Below are 22,231 nucleotides of genomic sequence, written 5' to 3'. Positions count from 1 at the left end.
TCAGAGCAAAATCAAATATGCGATCCCGATCGCAGGCTTTACGGCCAATCGCGCAAATAGGCGAGAAACAGCGCCGCGGATTTTGGCAGCGGATGCTGAGCCGAGGTTACGATGGCATAGGTGACGGGCAAGGCGGGCTCAAGCGGGACCAGTGCCAGCGGCAGCGACAGATATTCCCGGGCCAGCAATTCGCTGACGATGGCAATGCCCAGCCCCTCCGCCGCGAGCCCACAGGCACAGCCCACCGAATGCGCTTCGATCGCCGGGCGCTGGCGCAGTCCCTGCTTGTAGAACAGGGCTTCGAGTTCATGACGCACCGGCCGCTCCCGGTTCAGCAGGATGAGATCCTGCGACTTGAGGTCGGCGACGGAGAGAGCCGCACGGCCGGCCAGATCGTGATCCCGGTGCAGCGCACAGAGATTGCGCGATGGCAGCAGGATTTCCTGTCGAAGGCCGGATGTCGGCGATGGCAGGCGGGTAAAACCGATATCCGCCTCGCCATCGGCCACCATACGCTCGATCGCCAGATAGGTGCCGGAGGAAATCTCGACGCGGACAGGCCCGTTCTCGGAGAGGAAGCGCTTGACGAGGCGCGGCACCAGCGTCGCCGACAGGCTGGCGGGAAACGCCAGCCGCAGGGGAATTTCCTGGGACCGGCCGTTCTCCATTTCCTGCGCAAGCACCTTCAGCGCCGTCAGACGGTCCGAGATAGCCCGGATTTCCGGTCCCAGCTGTACCCCTTCCCGCGTTGGCGACAACCTGTTCTTGTCACGCTCGAACAGCCGGACGCCCAGATACAATTCAAGCTGATGCAGAAGCCGGCTGGCATTCGACTGCGAAATCCCAAGCTCCACTGCCGCAGCGATTGTCGAGCCCGTCGCCGCGATCGCGTCATAGGCCTGTATATGTTTGACGCTGATCGTCAGGTCGCCGTCCTTCGTCATTCCCGCTCCTGAAATTGAATAGCCCGACCCGCAAACCGCATAAGATTGAACAGCTCCGCGAAGGCGCACATGCTGAGGCGCAACAACGAAGACTTTGTGGAGACATTCGTCAATGGTGACGGCAATCGAAAAAATCGCCCATCACGTTTCGTCGCGTTCAGCGGCTTCGCCGCTGGCCTTGCGGCGCGCAAGCCAGGCTGTCACCGATACGATCGGCTGTATGCTCGCAGGCGCGGAGGATGGTGCGACGCGTTCCGTCGCAAAGGCGTTTTGTGGCGATATCGGCGAGAACGGCACATCCATGGTGGTCGGAGGCCGGCATGCATCGGCCTCGGTCGCGGCACTGGTGAATGGAACGGCGGCACATTGCCTGGACTTCGACGACAATTTCCATCCAGCCCGCGCCCATGCCTCGGCGGTTCTGGTTCCGGCCCTGCTGTCGATCGCGACAGCCAATGCCGGCATCTCCGGCCTGCAATTCCTGCGCGCCTATCTCGCAGGGCTGGAAGCGCAGGCCGCCGTCGGATATGGCGTGAATCCATCTCACTACAACAGGGGATGGCACGGAACATCGACGGTCGGATGCATTGGCGCAGCTGCCGGTGTGGCAAGCCTCCTCGGCCTTGGCGCAGATGGGATTGCACACGCGATGAGCATCGCCACCAGTTTCGCAGCCGGCCCCAAGGGCCAGTTCGGCACAGCGGTCAAACCGCTTCATGCCGGCATGGCCGCACGCAATGCGGTCGAAGCCGCCCTGCTTGCAAGGGCGGGATTGGCCGGTCGGCTCGATATTCTGGAGCGGTCCCAAGGGTTTCTCGACCTGACCGGTGGCGATGCGGCCAGGGGCTGGGATACGCTGTCCTTCGATGACAGCCACATCATCGAAACCCGGGGGCTGGTCGCCAAGCGGCATCCCTGCTGCGCGTCTACGCACCGAGCCATCGATGGGATGCTCGACCTTCGCGACCGGTTCGGCTTCACGGCGGACGATGTCGTTGGAATAGAAACAAAGGTGGGGATCTCTGCCGTCGACAACCTCGCCTATCCCGAGCCTGCCGACCCGATGCAGGCGCGCTTTTCGATGCAATATTGCCTGACCGCCGCCCTCGTTCAGGGCGGCCTGTCGCTTTCCGACTTCACCGATCAGGCGATTTTCAGGCCGGATATTCGCCGCCACATGGCAAAGGTTTCCATGACTGCTTACTCCGCCGCAGAAGAGCAGGGCCTGGAGCGCCTGCCGCACAAAATTGTTGTCCGCCTCGCGGACGGGCGCCTGCTGGAGACCGAAAAGCTGCATGCAACGGGATCGGTGGAGATCCCCCTGAGCGACACCGACCGGCACGCAAAGTTTCGCGATTGCCTCGCCTGGGCCGGCCTTGCTGAGACGGATCATCTCTACGAGAGTTTATGCACTCTCCCGGATGCACCCTCAGTACAGGGAGCGTTTGCAGCCGTGATGCTCCATGCCCGGGAAAGCCAGCCCGCAGATTCCGCGCGCCTTTGAGCCCCAGATCAGTCGCCGAGAAGCTGACGGTCGTCGCCGTCGCGGTGGGAGACGAGTTGTTGCTTGATCCGCCGCAACGTCGCCGTTGCCTGCGGCTGCATGTGATAGGCAACCAGGCTGGCGAGGATATCGACAAGCGCGAGATAGGCGATGCGCGTCGCGGTCGGATGGTAGATGTTGCTGCCTTCCGGCAGGTCGACCGGAACGGTGATATCGGCAGCGCGGGAAACCGGACTGCCGCTTTGCGTCAGCGCGATGGTGATGACTTTCTGATCGCGGGCAGCCATGAAAGATCGCACCAGTTCGGCGTTGCGGCCCGAAAACGACGAACCGATCACAACGTCGCCACGCCGGGCGGCGGCCGCCATCATCAGTTGCATGCCGTGATCGGCGCTTGCGGTGATGCGCAGCCCCAGACGGAAGAGGCGGTTCTGCAATTCGCTGGCGATCATCGAGGAGTTGCCGCCGGAACCGAAGGCATAGATCATCTTCGCTTCCGCCAGCAGCGCAGTCGCCTGCCCGATCGCGTCAAAGTCGAGGCTGCGATGCAGCAGGAAAAGCGCGTTCTGTGCCTTGGAAACGACGTCCTGCGCCACATCGGCAGGCTCCCGGCTCGCCGGCTCAGGCTTCAGATAGCGCGCGCCGACATAGGTGGTCCGCGCCAGCTGCACCTTGAAATCGGCAAAACTGTCGCAGCTGAGCCGCCGGCAGAAGCGTGTTACGGTTGGCGGCGAAACGCCGGCCTTGGCCGCAAGTTCGATGATCGAGGCATTCACCGCAAATTCGAAGTCGGTCAGCAGGATTTCGGCGATGCGGCCTTCGGCTTGCGAAAACTTCGCCTTGCCGTCCTGAAGCGTGGTGAAAATATCCATTGGAATAGACCTTGAACGAGATTACCGGGTTGCCTTGAGAAGACCTGCGGCGGCGGTTTCCGGGCTGATTTGTCCAGATTCGTAAGCTTGATGGATACGGCCCGGCCTTGTAAATTATTTTCTTCCAACATTGACATACGATCATGAAAGGCGGATTTTGGCCAGAGAAAACGTCATATATGAAAATTATTTCGATTCTGGAGTAGCCGTGCGCGATCCTTTCCGCAATCCGTTTCCATCCTCCGACCCGACCCGTCATGCGATCTGGCAAATGCTGGTCGAGCGAGACATCGATGCCTTCCTCACTGCCGACTGGTCCAGGGTCGCCGGTGATTTCGTCGAGGACGGGTTCATCGGCATTGATGGCAAACGTGAGACGAGCCCCGACAAATGGCGCCTCGCCTTCCCGTCGCTGGCGGCCTATCGCGCCGAGTGGCTGCGGCAGGCGCTGGATTTCGCCGAACAGGATTTCGCAGACGATCCGCGCACGGCCATCTTTGCCACCACGACACTCGAAGACATCGAGATCGAAGGCGACATGGCGCTGGCCCGCAAGAAATTCGACGGCAGCCTGAAAAAGTCGGACGGCAGCATCGATATCCTCAAGTGGCAGACATTGTACTATTGCCGCCTGCACGAGGGGCGGTGGAAAATCTGTGGCTTCACCGGCTATCTGCCCAATCCGATGGGCGGGGCCTGAGCGGATAAGCACGAGGCAAAGGCATTGCGCATCTTCACTGCCGTCCTGGCGACCGAAACGAATACATTCTCGCCGATCTGCGTCGATCGCCGCGCCTTCGAAGCCTCGCTCTATGCGCCGCCGGGCAAGCATCCGGGAACACCGACGCTATGCTCCGCGCCGATCACGGTTGGCCGCCGGCTGGCTGCAGAAAGAGGTTTCGACCTTATCGAGGGAACGGCTGCCTGGGCCGACCCGGCAGGCCTCGTCAATCGCCTTACCTATGAGGGACTGCGCGACGAGATCCTCGGCCAGTTGCGCGCGGCCCTTCCGGTCGATGCCGTGGTGCTCGGCCTTCATGGCGCGATGGTTGCCGATGGCTATGAGGATGCAGAGGGGGACTTCCTCGCCCATGTTCGCACCATCGTCGGGCCGAATATTCTCGTCTGCGCCGAGCTCGACCCGCACAGCCATCTGACCGCAAAACGTCAGGCAGCAGCGGATTTCTTCGTCTACTTCAAGGAATTCCCGCATACGGATTTCGTCGATCGCGCCGAAGACCTCTGGCGCATCGCGCTCGGCACGCTGGACGGCCGCCTCAAGCCGGTCATGTCGGCTTTCGACTGCCGAATGATCGACGTCTATCCGACCTCGCGCGAGCCGATGCGCTCGTTCGTCGACAGGATCATGCGGATCGAAGCGGAGGACCCGGATATTCTCTCCATTTCCGTCGTCCACGGCTTCATGGCCGGCGATGTGCCGGAGATGGGCACCAAAATGGCCGTCGTCACCGACGGCAAGCCGGAGAAGGGTAATGCGCTTGCGCGCGAACTCGGACTTGAGCTTTTCGCCAGACGCGGGACCTTCATCATGCCGCAGATCGACGAGAAGGAAGCCGTTTCCCGCGCGCTATCGGCAACCGGCGGACCGGTCGTAATCGCCGATGTATGGGACAATCCCGGCGGCGGCACGGCCGGCGATGCGACCGTGCTGCTGGCGGAACTGCTGGCCCAAGACGCAAAGAACGTGGCTGTCGGGACGATCTGGGACCCGATGGCGGTGCAGATCTGCATGGCGGCTGGCGAAGGCGCCGAGATCCAGTTGCGCTTCGGCGCGAAATCGGCTCCTGGCACCGGCAACCCTGTCGATGACACTGTCAGGATCATCAAGCTGGTGCGCAATGCCGAAATGCGGTTCGGGCAGAGCCAGGTGCCCTTCGGCGACGCCGCGCATATCCGTCTCGACGGCATCGACATCATCCTGAACTCCACCCGGGCGCAGAGTTTCGACCCCAGCCTGTTCTCCGTGATGGGTATCGACCCGACATCGAAGAGCATATTGGTGATCAAGTCGACCAATCACTTCCATGCCGCCTTCGCGCCGATCGCCTCGGAAATTCTCTATTGTTCGGCCGGCACCCCCTATCCGAACGATCCGGCCCGCACGGACTACCGCCGGGCTCCGCGCGATATCTGGCCGATGGTGGATGACCCGCATGGGATGGAGCCAGCCGCCTCTTCTACCCGCCGTTGATCAAGGCCAGAACAAGCTGGTGGATGTTGCCGCCGTTACTGAGTTCGGCCCGGTCGAAATCCCGGCTCTGCTGCCGTTGCGCGCGGGAGAGTTCGCCAAGGCGCGTCGTCAGTTCGGTCCTGATCTTCTGGCACTTGGGATCATCCGGGACTGTCAGGCCCACGGACGTGGCTTCGATCTTTTTCACCATGTCCTTGATCTGGTCACCGTGAACCAGTTCATGTCTGTGCACACCCGCGATGAAGATGTCCCATTTCGCCGCGACGGCAGCCGGAAGACGTTCGGCCGGTTTCGGCAGCGTGTAGGTGATGGTGAGCTTCGGCCGCGCCGTGACGAGGACGCAGGCACCGCCCTGCGGCTCGTATTTTCTGGTCCAGGTCAGTTTGAAATTGGTAAAGGCGATGGCACGGCCTGAGTTGCCAACCTTGGGTCCCCGCTCGCCGATCGATGCATAGAGCGCACCGCCCGTCCGGCCGGCGACCGCATAGGTCTGCACCTTTTCGACGGCCTGCCATTCCTGCGCAGCGGCCGGGAATGACGCCAAAAAGCCGATCAGCAAACAAAAACCCATGCCTGTTTTCACGATAAGTCCCTTGTTGCTCAGCCAAGTTTCGCGCCGTTCGCGGTGACATAAACGGCATAAAGCGAACTTGTTGCCGTAATGAACAGCCGGTTGCGCCGGGGGCCACCGAAAGTCAAGTTCGAGACGATTTCAGGGATGCGGATCTTGCCGATCAGCGTCCCGTCCGGATCATGGCAGTGAACGCCGTCCTGCGCGCTCGCCCAGATCCGGCCCGCCCTGTCGACCCTGAAACCGTCGAACATGCCGTTGGTGCAGGTCGCGAAAACCTCGCCGCTTGAAAGTTTCCCCTCTGGCGAAACCGAGAACCGCCGGATGTGGCGCGGCCCGTTTTCCAGGTGGCTGGCACCGGTATCGGCGATATAGAGGTGCCGCTCGTCCGGAGAAAAGGCAAGGCCGTTCGGTTTTTCGAAATCATCAGCGACCTTTGTCACGGCTCCGGATTGCGGGTCGACACGATAGACGTGGCAACCGCCGATCTCTTCCTCGCCATAGTCGCCCTCGTAATCATGCATGATCCCGTAGGATGGGTCGGTAAACCAGATCGAACCATCAGACTTGACGATGACATCGTTCGGCGAATTGAACCGCTTGCCCTCGAACGTCTCGGCGATGACCTGCACCGTGCCGTCAAACTCCGTGCGCGTCACTCGCCGCGTCAGGTGCTCGCAGGTCACCAGCCGGCCCTGATTGTCCACCGTATTGCCGTTGGAGTTGTTCGAGGGCTGCCGGAAGACGGATACCGCCCCGCTGGTTTCATCAAAACGCAGCATCCGATTGTTCGGAATGTCCGAGCACACGAGATAGCGGCCCGGCGCAAACCAGGCAGGCCCCTCCAGCCAGCGCCCGCCCGTCCACAATCGATCGACGCGGGCATGGCCGACGAAACACGCGGCAAAGCGCGAATCCAGAACCTCAAACCCTGTTCCCTCAATCGCCCCGAACATGTCCTCTCCCTCCTCGTATCAGGCCCCGCTGCTTACGGGCCGTTGTTTCTTTTGGATGATAGCGATAACATACGCGGGCACAACCAAGTTTTTTGCAGCAATCGGCCATGCGGAAACAGCAATGACGAAGATAAACGACGGCAAGACGACCGAAGCGCCGACCATGAACGACGTCGCCCGCCGCGCCGGTGTTTCCGCCATGACCGTATCACGGGCTCTAAAGGAAGGCAGTCACGTCTCCAGCGCGACGCGCGAGCGGATCACCCGGGCCATCAACGAGCTCGGTTATGTTCTCGATCAATCGGCCGGCAGCCTTTCCTCCCGGCGCACGGGCTTTGTCGCCGCGATCATTCCGTCCATCAACAATTCGAATTTTTCCGACACGGCACGCGGTATCACCGATGCGCTGGAGGGAACCGGCCTGCAACTGCTGCTGGGCTATACCAACTATTCCGTCGAGCGCGAGGAAGAGCTGATCGAAGCCATGCTCCGGCGGCGGCCGGAAGGGATCATCCTGACCGGCGGCTCTCACACGCCGAAAGGCCGGCGCATGCTGGAACAGGCCGGCATCCCGGTTATCGAGACATGGGACCGTCCGGCCCAGCCGATCGACAAGGTGGTCGGGTTTTCGAACGGCGAGGCGATGGAGCTTCTGGTCGAAACCCTCGCGCGCAAGGGTTATCGGCGCTTCGGCTATATCGGCGGCGTCACCGCGCGCGATACACGCGGCAGCCAGCGCCGGGCAGGATTTGTCCGTGCCCTGGAAAGATTGGGCCTGTCATCCGACCGGGTGATCTCCTTCGGGGTCCCGCCCATCTCGATGGAACAGGGCGCGCAGGCGGTCGTCAGCATGCTGGAGCGCTGGCCGGACACGCAGGTGGCCCTGTGTGTTTCTGATCTTTCCGCCTTCGGAGCGCTGATGGAGTGTCAGCGGCGCGGCCTGAAGGTGCCGCAGGATATTGCCATTGCCGGCTTCGGTGACTACGAGATCGCCGCCTGCTGTCATCCGCGCATGACGACCGTCAATGTCGATTGCTACGGCATCGGCCGGCAGGCCGCACTCAAGCTGACGCAAACCATCCAGGCACAATCCCCCGGAACGCCGGAGCCCGTCACCCTGACCGGCTTCCGCGTCATCGAGCGCGAAAGCACGTGAACCCACTCTGGGAAAAGATGATCCGGCTGGCCGAGCGCCGGAAGCCGCGCTGATCGTCCATACCGTTCAGGCGGGTTGCAGGGACGCGTTGAGGGACAGGAGCAGCTGCCGCTTCGCGGCCTCGAAAGCGGCGGATGTCCGGTCTCGCTTCTTCGGCAGTTCGATCGTGATTTCATCCAGGATACGTCCCGGCCATGGCCGCATGACGATGATACGGTCTGCAAGAACGAGGGCCTCGTCGATATCATGTGTCACGAGAATGAGCGTCGGGCGCGTTTCGGACCAGATGTCGAGCAGATGATCCTGCAGATCGGTGCGTGTGAACGCATCCAAGGCCGAAAACGGCTCATCCAGAAGCAGCACCTCCGGCCGGGTGACCAGCGCACGGGCGATCGCCACCCTCTGGGCCTGACCACCGGACAACTCCTTCGGCCAGCGGTGGCCAAGTTTCGCCAGACCGACCTTTTTCAAGGCAGCCTCGACCCGCCGCCCGCGATCCGCGCCGTCGAGTTCGGCAAGGCCGAAGCCGACATTGTTGGCAACCGTCAGCCAGGGCAGAAGTCGCGGCTCCTGAAAGATGAGATTGATCAGCGGATGCGGCTGGCTGACGGGCTCGCCATTCAACTCGACCGTTCCGCGCGTGGGAGTTTCAAGCCCGCTGATCAGCCGCAACAGCGTGCTCTTGCCACAACCGGACCCGCCGATGACGGCAATGATTTCGCTCCGGGCCACGCTGAGCGAAAAGCCCTCGAGCGCGTGCACGCCGTTTGCATAGGTTTTTCCGAGATTTCGCAGCGTCAGCATCGGCTCACTCCCCGCGCCTGTAGCTATCCTGCCATGTCAGGAAAGGCGCCGTTGCCGCCAGCAACAGACTGTCCGTCACCTTGCCGACGATGGCGAAGGTGATGATGGCGGCCATGATCTGGTCGGGTTTGCCCAGTTGCTGACCATCAACGAGAAGATAGCCCAGCCCTTCCGATGCCCCCATGAATTCTGCCGCGACGACGAACATCCAGCCAAGGCCGAGGCCGGATCGCAAGGCAAGCACATAAGCCGGGAGGACGGCCGGCAGCATGATCCGCCGCACCAGAGCAAAACCGGACAGCCGGAAGATCCGCCCGACCTCGACGATCTTGCGATCGACCGACAGGATGGCGCCCGACACACCGAGATAGACCGGAAAGAAGACACCGACAGCGATCAGCGCCACCTTTGAGGCCTCGAAAATTCCGAACCAGAGAATGAACAGAGGCACCCAGGCGATCGACGGAATGGAGCGCAGCGCCTGAAGCGACGGATCGATCAGGCGGCGGGCCAGTCCGAAATATCCGGTCACGGCGCCGGCAATGGTGGCCGCGACAGTGCCGAGGACAAATCCGAAGAACACTCTGACCGTCGTAATGCCGATGTGGTTGAACAGCTCGCCGGACTTCAAAAGCACCCACAGGGTCGCCAGAACCCTGGATGGCGGCGGCATGAGGCGGCCGGAAAACCAGCCAGCGGCAACCGCAACTTCCCAGAACAGCAGGCCCACAGCAGGCACGATGACAGCGGCCAGCGCTTGCCGGCTCAGGCCATAAAACGCCGACGCCGCGGCTGAGCGCGACGCCTTTATCTCGGTTTTGATTCCAGTCCCGGCCAGATCCGCCATGACGATGCTTTACGCCTTTACTGCGTTTTGCCGACAGCGAAACTGTCGTCGATCAGCTCGTTGGTAACCTTCTGGATATCGACGTCGGCCGGAAGAACACCCGCACTCTGCAAGGCGAGGCCTGCTTTCGAGATCGTATCGCGCTGCAGGTCGCCGATCGTCGGCTGGGAGATGTCGGTGCGTTCGAGCTGCTTGGCGATCACGTCCTCGGGCAGTTTTGCCGCTTCGACCAGCGCCGCCTTCAGGGCGGCGGGATCGGCGATCGCCTGCGCCCGCGCCTGCTCATAGGTGGCGATGACGCGCTTGACGATATCCGGATGCTCGGTGGCGAAGGTCTCGGTGGTGTTGAGCACGCCCCATGTGTTGTTTTCCGGCTTGCGATAGAACAGCTTCGCCTTTTCCTCCACTTCCGCGGAAGCCATCAGCGGATCAAGACCGGCCCAGGCATCGACGTCACCGCGCAAGAGCGCCAGCTTGCCGTCGGCATGCTGCAACAGCACCAGCGTCACGTCGGTTTCCTTCAGTCCGGCATCGGCCAGCGCACGAACGAGAAAGATATGCGGATCCGTGCCGCGCGTCACCGCGATCGTCTTGCCCTTCAGGTCCTGAACGGTGGCAATGGGGCTGTCCGCACGGGTGACCAAAGCGGTCCATTCAGGGCGGGAGAAGACATAGACCGATTTGATCGGGTTGCCGTTGACCCGCGAAATCAACGCAGCGGCGCCGGCCGTCGAGCCGAAATCGATCGATCCGGCACTGAGGAATTCCAGCGCCTTGTTGGAGCCGGCGGACTGCACCCAGCGGATGCTGATATTGTCTTTGACGAATTCCTTCTCGAGCAGACCTTCCTTTTTCAAAAGAAGCCCGACCGGATTGTAGGTTGCCCAATCGATCCTGATTTCCGAAAGATCCGCCGCCTGGGCCGAGGCCAGCCCGAAACTCAAAGCCGCCGCCACACCGATCATTGCCGAACGAAACAAGCCCATATCCATCCCCTATTGTTGGCATCGCCACTCTGCGTTGGGATAAGCCTACGGGCAAAGGCCATGGGGCGTGAAAGTCGGAATGTCTATTTCTATAGAATTTATGGAAATAATTTTCTCAGTGAAACTTGCCGGGATTGCCCTGTGCTTTCACCTTCTTTTCCAGCAAGGATAGCAGGCCGTAGCCGCCGGTCCATCTGCCAAAGCCGCTTTCGATATTGATATGGCCCGCTTGCCCGAGATTTTTGACCGGCGTCCTCCAGAGACGGCAATAGAGCGACAGGCTTTCAAGCGGCATGTAGATATCGTTCAGGCTTCCAACCGTGATCGTTGGAAAGGGCAGCGTCCGGGTTGGCATCCGGCCAAAGTGGATGGCGCCAGGATGCAGGTTTTCCGTGGTCGACAGGTCGCAGGGCGCAACGAGCAAAGCGCCCTTGATCAGCCGCGCGAATGGACTATCCGCGCATTTCGCAGCCAGCAGGCAGCCAAGGCTATGGGCGACGATATAGGCCGGTCCTTCCTGAGCAAGAACCTCTTCGAGACGCTTCGTCCAGGTCTCGATCCTGGGAGATTTCCAGTCGTCCTGCTCGACCAGCCGGCTGTTTGCATCGTCCTTGAGCCAGAACCGCTGCCAATGTCCATCGTCGGAGCCGTTCAACCCGGGCAAGATTAAGGTGAGTGTCATCTGGTTTCCCCGCTGTGGCACCCCGTCAACTCTGGGATTAACGGGCGCGCTGCTCCAATGCGAAGATCTCCTCGGAAATTTCGGATATGCGGTCGCGCAAGGCACGCCGCGCCCGGTAACCCATGCCGCCGCCTCCCAGGATGCCCGCATCATCAAGATCCAGCTTTGCCTCCAGCTGGTCTCTCATCGTTTGAAGGCGGTCGAAATGTCTCAGCAAACTCATCATGTCCTCACATCCACAGCGCGAAAATCCCGCATCGTGATTATCAAAAGGTATGGCGAGCATTATTGTCTATAAATTTGATAGACTAAAGGAACTGGCAACTACACGCGGCGGTGATTGCAAAAAATCCGGCCGTTGATCATTCCGATGACTGAAAATTTCCGCTGCAAGCGCTCACGGACCATCGAGCACATAACGGCATTCCTCAACGCATCGAGTAGCCACCGTCATTATAGAGCGTCGAACCCGTCATGTTGCCGTTGTCGAGGAGAAACAAGGCCGCGCTGACGGCATCGTCGACGCTGCCGACACGGCCGGTCAGGGCGAGAGACCGCCATCCCTCGAAAACCGGCTCCCGGACGGAGACCGGGCGGTTGCGCCAGAGTTCGCTGTCGATGGTTCCGGGCGAGAGGCAATTGACGCGGATCGGCCGCAACTCCACCGCGAGCGCCCTTGCCAGCCCCTCGATCGCGGCGTTGCAGGCCGCATAGGCAGCATTTCCGATCGGCCGAACAGAGGCGGCGCCCGACATCAGCAGCACGGCCGCGTCCTCGGCAAGATGCGGCAGGGCAGCATGAACGGCCCAATACTGCGCCCAGAATTTGCCACGGAACGGGCTCTCGGCGGTTTCGCTGTCTGCCTCGCGGAAGGAGGCTGTGCGGTAGGAGGCGCCGGGTGTGAACAGGCCCGCCAGATCGCTAAAGCCGTCAAAGAAGGCGGCAAGGGATGCCCTGTCCTCCATATCGACAGGGCGGACGACCGCGGCCGGACCGAGCTGCTTTGCTGCCTGCTCGAGACGAGTCACCGATCGGCCGCCGACAAGAACGTGGTCTCCCCTTTCGACAAGGCGTTGCGCAAGGCCGAACCCCATGCCGGAGGTGCCGCCGATGATGGCATATGTGTTTGCTTTTTTCATGCGCTCGACTGTATTCGCGATCTGAAATCCGTCGAAGCGATCAAAATTCCTGGGACTCACGAATATAATTCTCTAAATACGGAGGATGTCGACCATCGAACGGGCGGGACCGATCCGCATTTTCCTCACCGTCTGCGGCCTGAGCTCCTTTGCCGCCGCCGCGGACCGGCTGCATCTCTCGCCCTCTGCCGTGGCAAAGGCTGTCGCGCGGCTGGAGGACCGGCTCGGTGTGCGCCTGTTCGAGCGGACGACCCGCCGGCTGAACCTGACGCAGGAGGGCGAGCGCTACCGGGATGTCTGCCGCCGGGCATTCGAAGAGATCGACGCTGCCGAGGACGAACTGGCCGCCACCCGCACGGCGCCGAGCGGGCTTGTGCGGGTGAACCTGCCGCCGCTATTCGGCATGACCATCATCGCCCCGGCGCTTTTTGCCCTGTCGGACAGGTATCCGCTGCTCTCTTTCGAGATCGTGCTTGACGGCGAAAAGGTCGATCTGCTGTCGCAACGGGTCGATGTGGCGGTGCGGATCGGCGCTCTTCCGGATGTGTCGGGCCTCACCGCCCGCAAGCTCGGCATGCAGACCATCCTGCTCTGCGCGTCCCCATACTATCTCGCTGAACATGGCATGCCCGAAACAGTCTCCGACCTGGCCGGACACGCGCTGATTGCCACCAGCCGCAACGGGCGAACCCTGCCCTGGTCGATAACCGGTGCGGATGGGGTGATCGAAGCCTGGATGCCCCCTGCCCGGCTCCTGCTCGATGGAAGCGCGCTGACGCTGGCGGCGATCAAGGCCGGCCATGGGATCGGACTGCTGCCGGAATGGCTGGCAGCGCCGGAGATTGCATCCGGAGCGCTGCGGCAGGTGATGCCCGGACGAATCGCCGGCCATCTGCCGATCCACGTGATCTGGCCGAGCGCACCGGTGATGCTGCCGCGGCTGCGCGCGACCATCGATGCGATCGTCGCGGCTGCGGGAAAATCCAGCGTCGGGGGCCGCAGCGATGGAGATGGTCACGCGGCGTAGGAGCTGGCCATCTTCAGCCAGCGCACATCCATATCCTCGGCGAGATAATCCATCCGCCGCGAAAGGAAGTCGATGATGTACGGCTGCTGCAGATGTGCCTTCAGATGACCGAGGCTCTGCCAGGCCTCATAGAAGACGAAGAGGCAGGGATCGGCGCGGTCGCGGTGCACGTGATATTCCAGTGCGCCCGCCTCCCGCCGGGTGGGAGCGACAAGGGAGAGAAGCACCCGCTCGAGCGCGTCTTCCTGTCCGGGTCTGGCTCTTGCCTGGCCGACCAGCGTGTAGGGCGCGACATCATCCGCATCGGGTTCGGGAAGGGTAAAATCGGCGTTGGACATGGGATGTTCCTATTGGTATGAATATCACCGTACCTATCCCGATCTTAGGTATGACGCAATACGTACCTTGTGGAGTAACATTCATTGACAGATAGTGATGGACATCCTGAACCAGAGCAGATCGCGCTCGGGCCTATCCTCGCCGCGCTTGCCGATCCGCTTCGCCGGCGTGTCATCGCCGAACTCGCGCGCGCGCCGGACGGGACGGAGCGGACATGCGCGTCCTTCAACCTGCCCGTGACCAAATCGACCTTGACCCATCATTTCAAGGTGTTGCGGGAATCCGGTCTGGTCCGTCAGGTCGATCGCGGCAACAGCCGGGCCGCCTGCCTGCGGCGCGCGGATATCGAGGCGAAACTGCCGGGACTTCTGAGCCTGGTCGCGGCGGATGAGACCACGGGACAGGGCTGAGCAACCAGGGCCTGCCCAACCGGGACGGGTTTGCCGGCCACGGATCTGCGCCGCTCCAGAGGTGCGGATCGGCACGCTGGATGGATTGCCTCACCATCCCGCCTTTGCCGCAAATTTATTCTCACAATACCGAAATCACGTCACCACCAATCTTTGAACAGGTAATCTACAGAATATATGTTTTCCTCGCCTCGCCAGTTCGCGCGCGGCGCGCAGGAGACATACGCTTGGTCAATCCCATCTTTGCAAATGCCGGCACCTCTATCTTCGAATCCATGTCACGGCTGGCCGCCGAGACCGGGTCGATCAATCTCGGCCAGGGGTTTCCGGAAGGCATGGAGCCCGCCGCTCTGATCGATGCCGCCGTCAAGGCACTGCAGGACGGGCCACATCAGTACCCGCCGATGATGGGCCTGCCGGCACTGCGCCAGGCAGTTGCGGAAAACACCAAGCGTTTCCTCGAGATCGATGTGGATTGGGAGCGCGAGGTGCTGGTCACCTCGGGTGCCACCGAAGCGCTTGCCGATACGTTTCTGGCGCTTCTGGAGACAGGCGACGAAGTCATCGTCTTCGAACCGGTCTATGATGTCTACGCCCTGCTGATCCGCCGCGCCGGTGCGATCCCTGTTCCGGTGCGGCTGGCACCGCCCCACTGGGAGTTGCCGCGCGAACAACTCGCTGCGCTGATCACACCGAAAACCCGCGCCATCGTCATCAACACGCCGATGAACCCGATCGGCAAGATCTTCGACGACGAGGAACTGGCTTTTCTTTCCGCGCTTGTGCTCAAGCACGATCTCCTCGTCATCGCCGATGAAGTCTACGAGCACCTGACCTTCGACGGCCGCGCGCACAAGACGCTCTTTGCCCTGCCTGAACTCCGTGATCGCGTGGTCCGCATCGGTTCAGCCGGCAAGACCTTCTCGGTCACTGGCTGGAAGGTCGGTTATGTCACCGCCGACGCCAAGCTGCTGGCACCGATTGCGCGGGCGCACCAGTTCGTCACGTTCACCACGCCGCCGGCCTTGCAGGCTGCGGTCGCCGTCGGGCTTCGGCTGCCGGATACCTATTTCCAGAGCCTGAAAACCGATCTGGAACTGCGCCGCAATGTGCTTGTCGACGGCCTGCGCGCTGCCGGCTTCACCGTTGCGGACGCTGCGTCCACCTATTTCGCCATCGCCGATATCAGCAGTTTCGACGCCGATGGCGACGATCTCGCCTTCTCGCGCAGACTGACCCTGGAAGCCGGCGTTACGCCTGTGCCGATCTCCTCCTTCTATGGCGCGCGCGATGTCACCAGCCATGTCCGCTTCTGCTTTGCCAAGAAGATCGAAACGCTGGAAGAGGCCGTGAAGCGGCTGTCACGCTGGCGCGAGAACCAGGGCCGGGATCAGGGATTGAAAGCGGCGTCATGAACCAGCATGTCGCTTCAGGCGGACTAGCGGAGGCAATTGCCGCGCTGGTCTCCCGGTTTGGGGACCGGGCGCTCACCGGCCTGTCGGTCCGCGATCTGCATGCGCACGACGAAAGCCATCATCCTGCAAGCCGTCCCGATATCGTGGTGTTCCCGAGTTCGACGGAAGAAGTCGCGGAGATCGCCACTATTGCCAGCCGCTACCGCGTGCCGATCGTGCCCTTTGGTGCGGGATCGGGGCTTGAAGGTGGCGCCATTCCGGTTGCGGGCGGTATCTCGCTCGACACCAGCCGGCTTGACCGGATTCTGGACATCCGCCCCGACGACATGATCGTGCGGGTCGAGGCCGGCGTCCGGCGCCAGGAGCTGAACCGGCAGCTGCGCGACACCGGCCTGTTCTTTCCCGTCGATCCCGGCGCGGATGCCTCGATCGGCGGCATGGTCTCGACAGGAGCCAGCGGCACCAATGCCGTGCGGTTCGGCGTCATGCGCGAAAACGTGCTGGGGCTGACGGTGGTGACGGCCGATGGCCGCATCGTCAGGACCGGATCGCTCGCACGAAAATCGTCCTCCGGCTACGACCTGACCCGCCTGTTCGTCGGTTCCGAAGGCACGCTCGGCATCGTCACCGAGGTGACCCTTCGCCTTCACCCCATTCCCGATGCCGTCTCCGCCATTGCCGGTTTCCAGACGCTGGCGGGTGCCGTCTCCGCCGTCATCGACATCAAGCGCGCCGGCCTGTCGATCGGCCGCGTCGAACTTCTCGACGAAGCTCTGGTCGCGGTGATCAATCGGCACGAGACGCTCGATCTTGCTCCGCTGCCGACCCTGTTCTTCGAGTTCCACGGCAATCCCGAAAGCATTGCCGCGCTCTCGGATATCATCGCGGCAATCGTTGCCGACCATGGCGGAACGCCGTTGCGCTGGGCAAAGAATGCCGACGAGACACGCCGGATCTGGGAAACCCGCAGGGTGGCGCTGGGCTGGGCGAAAGCCGAGCGTCCCGGCGCCCATTCCTGGCCGACCGATGTCTGCGTGCCACTCTCAAACCTCGCCGATGCCGTGCTGGAGACCCATGCCGATATCCGCGCGTCGCAGATACCGGCCTATATCGTCGGCCATGTCGGTGACGGCAATTTCCACTGCGTGTTCATGTCCGATCCCGACGATGCGCAGGAACAGGCCGAGGTCCACCGGCTGGCGGACCGCATCGTCCTGCGGGCGCTGGCTGTCGGCGGCACGGCGACCGGCGAACACGGCGTCGGTCTCGGCAAGCGGGTGTTTCAGGAAGCCGAACATGGCGCGGAAGCCGTCGCCATGATGCGGACGCTGAAGATCGCGCTCGACCCTCTCAACATTCTCAATCCCGGCAAGATCCTTCCCGACCTTGCCGATCCCCTCCATTCCAACTGATTTCAAGGAACCCCGATCCATGCGTTTTGCATCCCGCCTGACCACTGCCGTCTCGGCTCTTGGCCTGCTCTTTGCCTCCCACCTGTCCGCTGCCGCCGAAACGATCAAGTTCGGCGTCACCGCCGGCCCGCATGCGCAGATCGCCGAGGCGTTGAAGCCGATCGCCAAGGCCAAGGGTCTGGATATCGAGGTCGTCGAATTTTCCGACGGCGCCCTGATCGATCCGGCCACCAATGACGGCGACCTCGATGCCAACGGCTTCCAGCACACGCCCTATCTCGACCAGCAGAATGCCGACCGCGGACTGAACCTCGTTTCGGTCGGGCGCACGGTTCTCCTGCCGATGGCCGGCTATTCCCGCAAATACAAGTCGCTCGACGCACTTCCCGATGGCGCCCAGGTCTCGGTTCCCAACGACCCGAGCAACGAAGGCCGCGCCCTGAAACTTCTGGAGGCCGGCGGCATCATCAAGCTGACTCCCGGCTCCACCTTCAAGGCGACGGAACTCGACATCATCGAGAACCCGAGGAACATCAAGATCATCCCGATGGAAACGGCGCAGCTTCCCCGCTCGCTGGAAGATGTCGACTTCTCCGTTATCACCTCGCATTTCGCCCTTTCCGCCGGCCTGGTTCCCAAGCGTGACGGATTGCTGGTCGAGGACGAACTCTCGCAGTATTTCTGCCTGATCGGTGTTGCCGAGAAGAACAAGGATGCGCCTTGGGTGAAGACGCTTGTCGAAAGCTACCAGTCGCCAGAGGTCAAGCAGTTCATCGAGACGACGTTCAAGGGCAACGTCATCGCCGGATGGTAAGTCCAGTGACGGCGCTCCCCCAACCCCTCGACTTCAAACAGCCTCCTGCACCCGCGGTGCAGGAGGAGACAGAACGGGACGCCGGGAGCGCCGCCGCCGGCCGGGTCGCCGTGCGCATCGAGAACCTGACGAAGACCTATGAAAGTGCTGCCGGGCCGGTGCTCGACGACGTGTCCCTGACGATCGGCGAGGGCCACATCCATGGCATTATCGGCCGGTCGGGCGCGGGCAAGAGCACGCTGGTGCGCTGCCTCAACAAGCTCGTCACGCCAACGTCGGGCCGCGTCATCGTGTCGGATCGCGAGATCACCAGCCTCGACGGGGCGGCGCTGCGTGCTGCCCGCCGCGATATCGGCATGATCTTCCAGCACTTCAACCTTCTGTCGTCGCGCACGGTGGCCGGCAATGTCGCCCTGCCGCTGGAGGTCGCCGGCGTTTCCAAGGCGGACATCCGCAGACGGATCCCGCCGCTGCTCGAGCTCGTCGGACTGGCCTCCAAGGCCGATGCTTATCCGTCCGAACTGTCGGGGGGCCAGAAGCAGCGTGTCGGCATCGCCCGGGCTCTGGCGCTCGACCCGAAAGTGCTTCTGTCCGACGAGGCAACCTCGGCGCTTGATCCGGAAACGACCGAGCAGATCCTGCACCTGCTCAAGGACATCAATCGCCGGCTCGGCCTGACCATTCTGCTGATCACCCATGAGATGGAGGTGGTGCGCGCCATCGCCAGCCACGTCGCGGTGCTGGAGCATGGGAGGCTGATCGAGAACGGCCCGACCTTCGATGTCTTCGCCTTTCCGAAATCGCCGGTCGCCCGGTCGTTCCTCTCCAGCATCGTCGCCCATGATCTGCCGCCGGAGATTGCCGGACGGCTTTTGCCCGAGGCGCACGCCGATACCGATCCGGTGCTGCGCATCGTCTTTACCGGTGACGCCGCGCATGATCCTGTAATCGCGACGCTGGTCGAGCAATTCCGCATCCGGCCGAATATCCTGCACGGGCGCATCGACTATATCGACGGTAAGCCACTCGGCGTGCTGACGCTGATTGCCGGCGGGCTGGGCGAACGCCTGCCCGACGTGCTGTCATATCTTTCATCCCTTAGACTGTTTGGAGAGGTCATCGGACATGCTGTTCGACCTGCTGCCGCCGGCGCTCGCCGGGCTCATTCTTGAATCGCTGAAGCAGACGGCGACCATGGTCGTGGTGGCAGCGCTGCTGTCAACCCTGATCGGCCTGCCGCTCGGCATTTTGCTCGTCGCCACCGAACCCGGCCACATCCTCGAACGGCCGGTGTTCAACCGGGTGATCGGGACAGTGGTCAATCTGGTGCGCTCGACGCCGTTCATCATCCTGATGGTCGCCATCATTCCGTTCACCCGCCTCATCGTCGGCACCACCGTCGGCACCTGGGCAGCGGTCGTGCCGCTCACCGTCGCCATCACGCCGCTGTTTGCGCGGCTGGCCGAAGCTGCCATGCGCGAGGTCGACCGCGGCCTGATCGAGGCGGCGGAATCCATGGGCGCGACGCCGTTCCAGATCATCACCAAGGTGCTGGTGCCGGAAGCGCTTCCCGGCATCGTCGCTGGGCAGACCGTGACGCTCGTCAGCCTGATCGGTTATTCGGCCATGGCCGGTACCGTCGGTGGCGGCGGGCTCGGGGATCTCGGCATCCGCTTCGGCTATCAGCGTTTCATGCCGGAGGTGATGCTGGCCGTTGTCATCATCCTCGTCGTCATCGTCCAGTCCGTGCAGGTTCTGGGCGACTGGGCGGCGCGCGCCGTCAACCATCGCATCGCCCGCAGGCGAAAACTGGCCTGAAGGCCAGCGTGCCGTTTACACAGTCAAATACCGGACTATCTTTTGTCCCGAACATTAGCAGGAGACTTTCATGAGCATCCATACGTCGGCGGTCCAGTTGCCCATCCTCGATCTCTCGCGGTTCAATGCCTCGCCGGAATCGCGGTCCGAATTCGTTGCCGACCTGCGCCGCGTGCTGCACGATCACGGCTTCTTCTATCTGGTCGGCCATGGTGTGCCGCCCGAATTGATCGCCGACGTTTTTGCCGTCGCCAAGCGCTTCTTCGCCCTGCCGGAGAAGGACAAGCTGGAAATCGAAATGGTCAACTCGCCGCATTTCCGCGGCTATAACCGGGCCGGTCTCGAACACACGCGCGGCAAGCAGGACTGGCGCGAACAGATCGACGTCAACACGGAATCCGAAGCCATCGAACTGACTGCGGATACGCCCGCCTGGAAGCGCCTCATCGGCCCGAACCAGTGGCCGTCGGCGCTACCGGAACTGAAGCCGTTGCTGCTGCGCTATCAGGCGGAAGTCACCCGCGTCGGTATCGATGTGCTCAAGGCGATCGGCATTGCACTCGGTCAGGATGAAAATGTCTTTTCAACGCTTTACGAGCCGCAGCCGACCCAGCTTCTGAAGATCGTCCGCTATCCCGGCCGCGATGCCGCCGAGAGCGAACAGGGCGTCGGCGCACACAAGGATGGCGGCCTGGTAACCGTGCTCCTGCAGGACAGCACGCCGGGCCTGCGGGTGCGCACGGAAGAGGGCGTCTGGCTGGAAGCACCGCCGCTGCCGGGCAGCTTCGTCATCAACACCGGCGAACTGCTGGAGCTGGCGACGAACGGTTACGTCAAGGCGGATGTCCACGATGTCGTAACCCCGCCGGCGGGATCGGAACGCTTCTCCGTGCCGTTCTTCCTCGGCGCCCGCTACGACGCGGTCGTCCCGGTCATCGAACTGCCGGAAGAACTGAGCCGCAAGGAGCGCGGCATCACCGTCGATCCGCTGAACCCGATCTTCCGCGAAGTCGGCCAGAACAACCTGAAAAGCCGCCTGCGCTCGCATCCCGACGTTGCCCAGCGTCACCATGCGGACTTGCTGTAGTCGCGGATTGATCAAGAGTTGAGAGGGGCTCAAGCCGAGCCCTGTCTTTTAAAGGCAGGGCCGGTTTCGATCAGATCACGTATTCGGGTTCCGTGATCGTCTGCTCCATGCTGATGCCGGGCAGATCGGAATTCGGCCTGCCGACCAGTCGCGCCGGTACGCCGGCAACCGAGGTGTGGGCCGCCACCGGCGAGACGACGACGCTGCCCGCCCCGACCTTGGCGCCGACACCCACTTCGATATTGCCGAGAATCTTGGCACCGGCGCCAATCAGCGCGCCACGGCGGATTTTCGGGTGGCGGTCACCGGTTTCCTTGCCCGTTCCGCCCAATGTCACATCCTGCAGGATGGAAACCTCGTCTTCGACGACGGCGGTTTCACCAATGACGAGACCGCTGCCGTGGTCGAGCATGATCCCCTGCCCCATCCGGGCAGCGGGGTGAATATCGACGCCCAACGCTTCCGAAATCCGGCTTTGGATGTGGCGGGCCATATGAACCTTGTTATGGTGCCAGAGCCAGTGCGCGACCCTGTGGCCCTGCAAGGCCAGAAACCCCTTGAAGTACAGAAACGGCGTCAGGATTTCGGCGTTGCTGGGATCGCGGTCGCGAATGGCTTCGAGATCGACCTTTGCCGATGAGACGATGCGCTGATCGCTTTGAAAGACCTCCCGGATGATGGAAATCAGCTCTTCCTGATTGATGTCGGGGTTTGCCAGTTTCTGCGCGATGCGATGTGCCAGCGCCTCGGCAAAACTCCGATGGTAGAGAATGGCCAAATTCATCGAGCGGGTGAGCAGCGGATCATTGTCAATCGCCGCGCGTGCCTCATTACAGAGCTGATCCCACAGGGTATCGGCGCCATAATCGGCGATCCGGATGGAGCTTGCTTCACTCTTGGCAGATTTCAATCCCACGTGATGTCCATCTATGGCGTTATGACGTTGCCGCTGACGCATCGATCGATAACACCTGTTTAAAGAGACGTTGTGGAGTAAAATTATTTCAATTTTTGACGATTACGGGCAATATTTCAGCGGCGACCTCGGGTTCGATCCGCCGCAACGCCGGAAAAGCCAGATCACTCTCCCAAGACGGCGATGCGTCGCAGATGGTCCGGCCAGGGATGGGGACGACGCTTTTCCGACTTGAGTATAAAATTGCAGATCGGGATCGGACTTTGGGTGAAACGTTCCATTCCGGAGCCATTGAAGGACGGCATTCGTTGTTTGTGTTC

At 62.0% G+C, this 22,231-nt stretch carries 24 protein-coding genes; 12 read left to right on the top strand and 12 right to left on the bottom strand.

The features are described from left to right. Positions 1-38 precede the first annotated feature (38 nt). A complete protein-coding gene (locus ADU59_RS14475) occupies positions 39-944 on the bottom strand; it encodes a LysR family transcriptional regulator (protein ID WP_068954813.1) in 906 nt (301 codons plus the stop codon). A gap of 112 nt (positions 945-1,056) precedes the next feature. On the opposite strand from ADU59_RS14475, the gene ADU59_RS14470 reads away from it, so the two are divergent. After that, positions 1,057-2,448 (top strand): MmgE/PrpD family protein, encoded by a 1,392-nt coding sequence (locus ADU59_RS14470; RefSeq protein WP_068954812.1) that lies wholly within the window; start codon positions 1,057-1,059, stop codon positions 2,446-2,448. An 8-nt stretch (positions 2,449-2,456) separates the two neighbouring features. On the opposite strand, the gene ADU59_RS14465 is transcribed toward ADU59_RS14470, so the two are convergent. Then, positions 2,457-3,320, bottom strand: coding sequence for a MurR/RpiR family transcriptional regulator (locus tag ADU59_RS14465; protein ID WP_068954811.1), 864 nt, complete (start codon positions 3,318-3,320; stop codon positions 2,457-2,459). Positions 3,321-3,528: 208 nt separating this feature from the next. Here ADU59_RS14465 and ADU59_RS14460 point away from each other — a divergent pair, with 208 nt between their 5' ends. Then, on the top strand, positions 3,529-4,020 hold the full coding sequence (locus tag ADU59_RS14460; protein WP_068954926.1) for a hypothetical protein: 492 nt from the start codon (positions 3,529-3,531) through the stop codon (positions 4,018-4,020). A gap of 24 nt (positions 4,021-4,044) precedes the next feature. Continuing rightward, positions 4,045-5,532 (top strand): M81 family metallopeptidase, encoded by a 1,488-nt coding sequence (locus ADU59_RS14455; protein ID WP_068954810.1) that lies wholly within the window; start codon positions 4,045-4,047, stop codon positions 5,530-5,532. Here ADU59_RS14455 and ADU59_RS14450 read toward each other — a convergent pair. After that, on the bottom strand, positions 5,519-6,103 hold the full coding sequence (locus ADU59_RS14450; RefSeq protein WP_068954809.1) for a DUF922 domain-containing Zn-dependent protease: 585 nt from the start codon (positions 6,101-6,103) through the stop codon (positions 5,519-5,521). The genes ADU59_RS14455 and ADU59_RS14450 overlap by 14 nt on opposite strands. A gap of 29 nt (positions 6,104-6,132) precedes the next feature. After that, a complete protein-coding gene (locus tag ADU59_RS14445) occupies positions 6,133-7,059 on the bottom strand; it encodes an SMP-30/gluconolactonase/LRE family protein (protein ID WP_068954808.1) in 927 nt (308 codons plus the stop codon). Positions 7,060-7,180: 121 nt separating this feature from the next. On the opposite strand from ADU59_RS14445, the gene ADU59_RS14440 reads away from it, so the two are divergent. Continuing rightward, entirely contained in the window at positions 7,181-8,215 is a 1,035-nt protein-coding gene (locus ADU59_RS14440) for a LacI family DNA-binding transcriptional regulator (protein WP_068954807.1), read from the top strand. A gap of 66 nt (positions 8,216-8,281) precedes the next feature. Here the strand turns inward: ADU59_RS14440 and ADU59_RS14435 are convergent, their stop codons facing one another. The 6 genes from ADU59_RS14435 to ADU59_RS14410 all read right to left on the bottom strand — a co-directional run bounded on the left by ADU59_RS14435 (position 8,282) and on the right by ADU59_RS14410 (position 12,673). Beyond that, the gene (locus ADU59_RS14435; protein WP_068954806.1) at positions 8,282-9,019 is read right to left on the bottom strand and encodes an ABC transporter ATP-binding protein; all 738 of its coding nucleotides are present in this window, start codon (positions 9,017-9,019) and stop codon (positions 8,282-8,284) included. A gap of 4 nt (positions 9,020-9,023) precedes the next feature. After that, positions 9,024-9,866 carry an ABC transporter permease gene (locus ADU59_RS14430; RefSeq protein ID WP_068954805.1) on the bottom strand — a complete coding sequence of 281 codons (843 nt, stop codon included), beginning with the start codon at positions 9,864-9,866 and terminating at the stop codon, positions 9,024-9,026. A 17-nt stretch (positions 9,867-9,883) separates the two neighbouring features. Beyond that, positions 9,884-10,852, bottom strand: coding sequence for an aliphatic sulfonate ABC transporter substrate-binding protein (locus ADU59_RS14425; protein ID WP_068954925.1), 969 nt, complete (start codon positions 10,850-10,852; stop codon positions 9,884-9,886). A 115-nt stretch (positions 10,853-10,967) separates the two neighbouring features. Beyond that, positions 10,968-11,555: an alpha/beta hydrolase gene (locus tag ADU59_RS14420; protein WP_338012936.1), complete on the bottom strand. Its 588-nt coding sequence runs from the start codon at positions 11,553-11,555 to the stop codon at positions 10,968-10,970. A 16-nt stretch (positions 11,556-11,571) separates the two neighbouring features. Then, positions 11,572-11,760: a hypothetical protein gene (locus ADU59_RS14415; protein WP_139093173.1), complete on the bottom strand. Its 189-nt coding sequence runs from the start codon at positions 11,758-11,760 to the stop codon at positions 11,572-11,574. Between the two features lie 202 nt (positions 11,761-11,962). Beyond that, on the bottom strand, positions 11,963-12,673 hold the full coding sequence (locus tag ADU59_RS14410; protein ID WP_068954802.1) for an SDR family oxidoreductase: 711 nt from the start codon (positions 12,671-12,673) through the stop codon (positions 11,963-11,965). An 85-nt stretch (positions 12,674-12,758) separates the two neighbouring features. On the opposite strand from ADU59_RS14410, the gene ADU59_RS14405 reads away from it, so the two are divergent. Next, positions 12,759-13,700 (top strand): LysR family transcriptional regulator, encoded by a 942-nt coding sequence (locus ADU59_RS14405; RefSeq protein ID WP_068954801.1) that lies wholly within the window; start codon positions 12,759-12,761, stop codon positions 13,698-13,700. Here ADU59_RS14405 and ADU59_RS14400 read toward each other — a convergent pair. After that, complete coding sequence (locus tag ADU59_RS14400) at positions 13,688-14,038, bottom strand: putative quinol monooxygenase (RefSeq protein WP_083198273.1); 351 nt, start codon at positions 14,036-14,038, stop codon at positions 13,688-13,690. The genes ADU59_RS14405 and ADU59_RS14400 overlap by 13 nt on opposite strands. An 84-nt stretch (positions 14,039-14,122) precedes the next feature. Between ADU59_RS14400 and ADU59_RS14395 the strand changes: the two genes are divergently transcribed. The 7 genes from ADU59_RS14395 (at position 14,123) to ADU59_RS14365 (ending at position 20,995) form a co-directional block, all read left to right on the top strand. Continuing rightward, the gene (locus ADU59_RS14395; protein ID WP_068954800.1) at positions 14,123-14,449 is read left to right on the top strand and encodes an ArsR/SmtB family transcription factor; all 327 of its coding nucleotides are present in this window, start codon (positions 14,123-14,125) and stop codon (positions 14,447-14,449) included. A 227-nt stretch (positions 14,450-14,676) separates the two neighbouring features. Then, on the top strand, positions 14,677-15,864 hold the full coding sequence (locus tag ADU59_RS14390; protein ID WP_083198272.1) for an aminotransferase: 1,188 nt from the start codon (positions 14,677-14,679) through the stop codon (positions 15,862-15,864). Next, complete coding sequence (locus ADU59_RS14385; RefSeq protein WP_068954799.1) at positions 15,861-17,276, top strand: FAD-binding oxidoreductase; 1,416 nt, start codon at positions 15,861-15,863, stop codon at positions 17,274-17,276. The genes ADU59_RS14390 and ADU59_RS14385 overlap by 4 nt, the downstream gene beginning before the upstream one ends. 19 nt (positions 17,277-17,295) lie before the next feature. Beyond that, complete coding sequence (locus tag ADU59_RS14380) at positions 17,296-18,090, top strand: MetQ/NlpA family ABC transporter substrate-binding protein (protein ID WP_083198271.1); 795 nt, start codon at positions 17,296-17,298, stop codon at positions 18,088-18,090. Next, positions 18,084-19,262, top strand: coding sequence for a methionine ABC transporter ATP-binding protein (locus ADU59_RS14375; protein ID WP_083198270.1), 1,179 nt, complete (start codon positions 18,084-18,086; stop codon positions 19,260-19,262). The genes ADU59_RS14380 and ADU59_RS14375 overlap by 7 nt, the downstream gene beginning before the upstream one ends. Continuing rightward, positions 19,216-19,908, top strand: a complete 693-nt coding sequence (locus ADU59_RS14370; protein WP_068954798.1) for a methionine ABC transporter permease — start codon at positions 19,216-19,218, stop codon at positions 19,906-19,908. Before ADU59_RS14375 ends, ADU59_RS14370 begins: the two co-directional genes overlap by 47 nt. A 70-nt stretch (positions 19,909-19,978) precedes the next feature. Beyond that, on the top strand, positions 19,979-20,995 hold the full coding sequence (locus tag ADU59_RS14365) for an isopenicillin N synthase family dioxygenase (RefSeq protein WP_068954797.1): 1,017 nt from the start codon (positions 19,979-19,981) through the stop codon (positions 20,993-20,995). Between the two features lie 70 nt (positions 20,996-21,065). Here ADU59_RS14365 and cysE read toward each other — a convergent pair whose 3' ends face one another. Further along, complete coding sequence (cysE, locus tag ADU59_RS14360) at positions 21,066-21,905, bottom strand: serine O-acetyltransferase (RefSeq protein ID WP_244506433.1); 840 nt, start codon at positions 21,903-21,905, stop codon at positions 21,066-21,068. Positions 21,906-22,231 lie beyond the last annotated feature (326 nt).

Source organism: Pararhizobium polonicum, from assembly GCF_001687365.1.
GTDB lineage: Bacteria > Pseudomonadota > Alphaproteobacteria > Rhizobiales > Rhizobiaceae > Pararhizobium > Pararhizobium polonicum.
The sequence above is the reverse complement of the archived record's forward strand: the minus strand, read 5'-3'. Positions and strand labels throughout refer to the sequence as shown.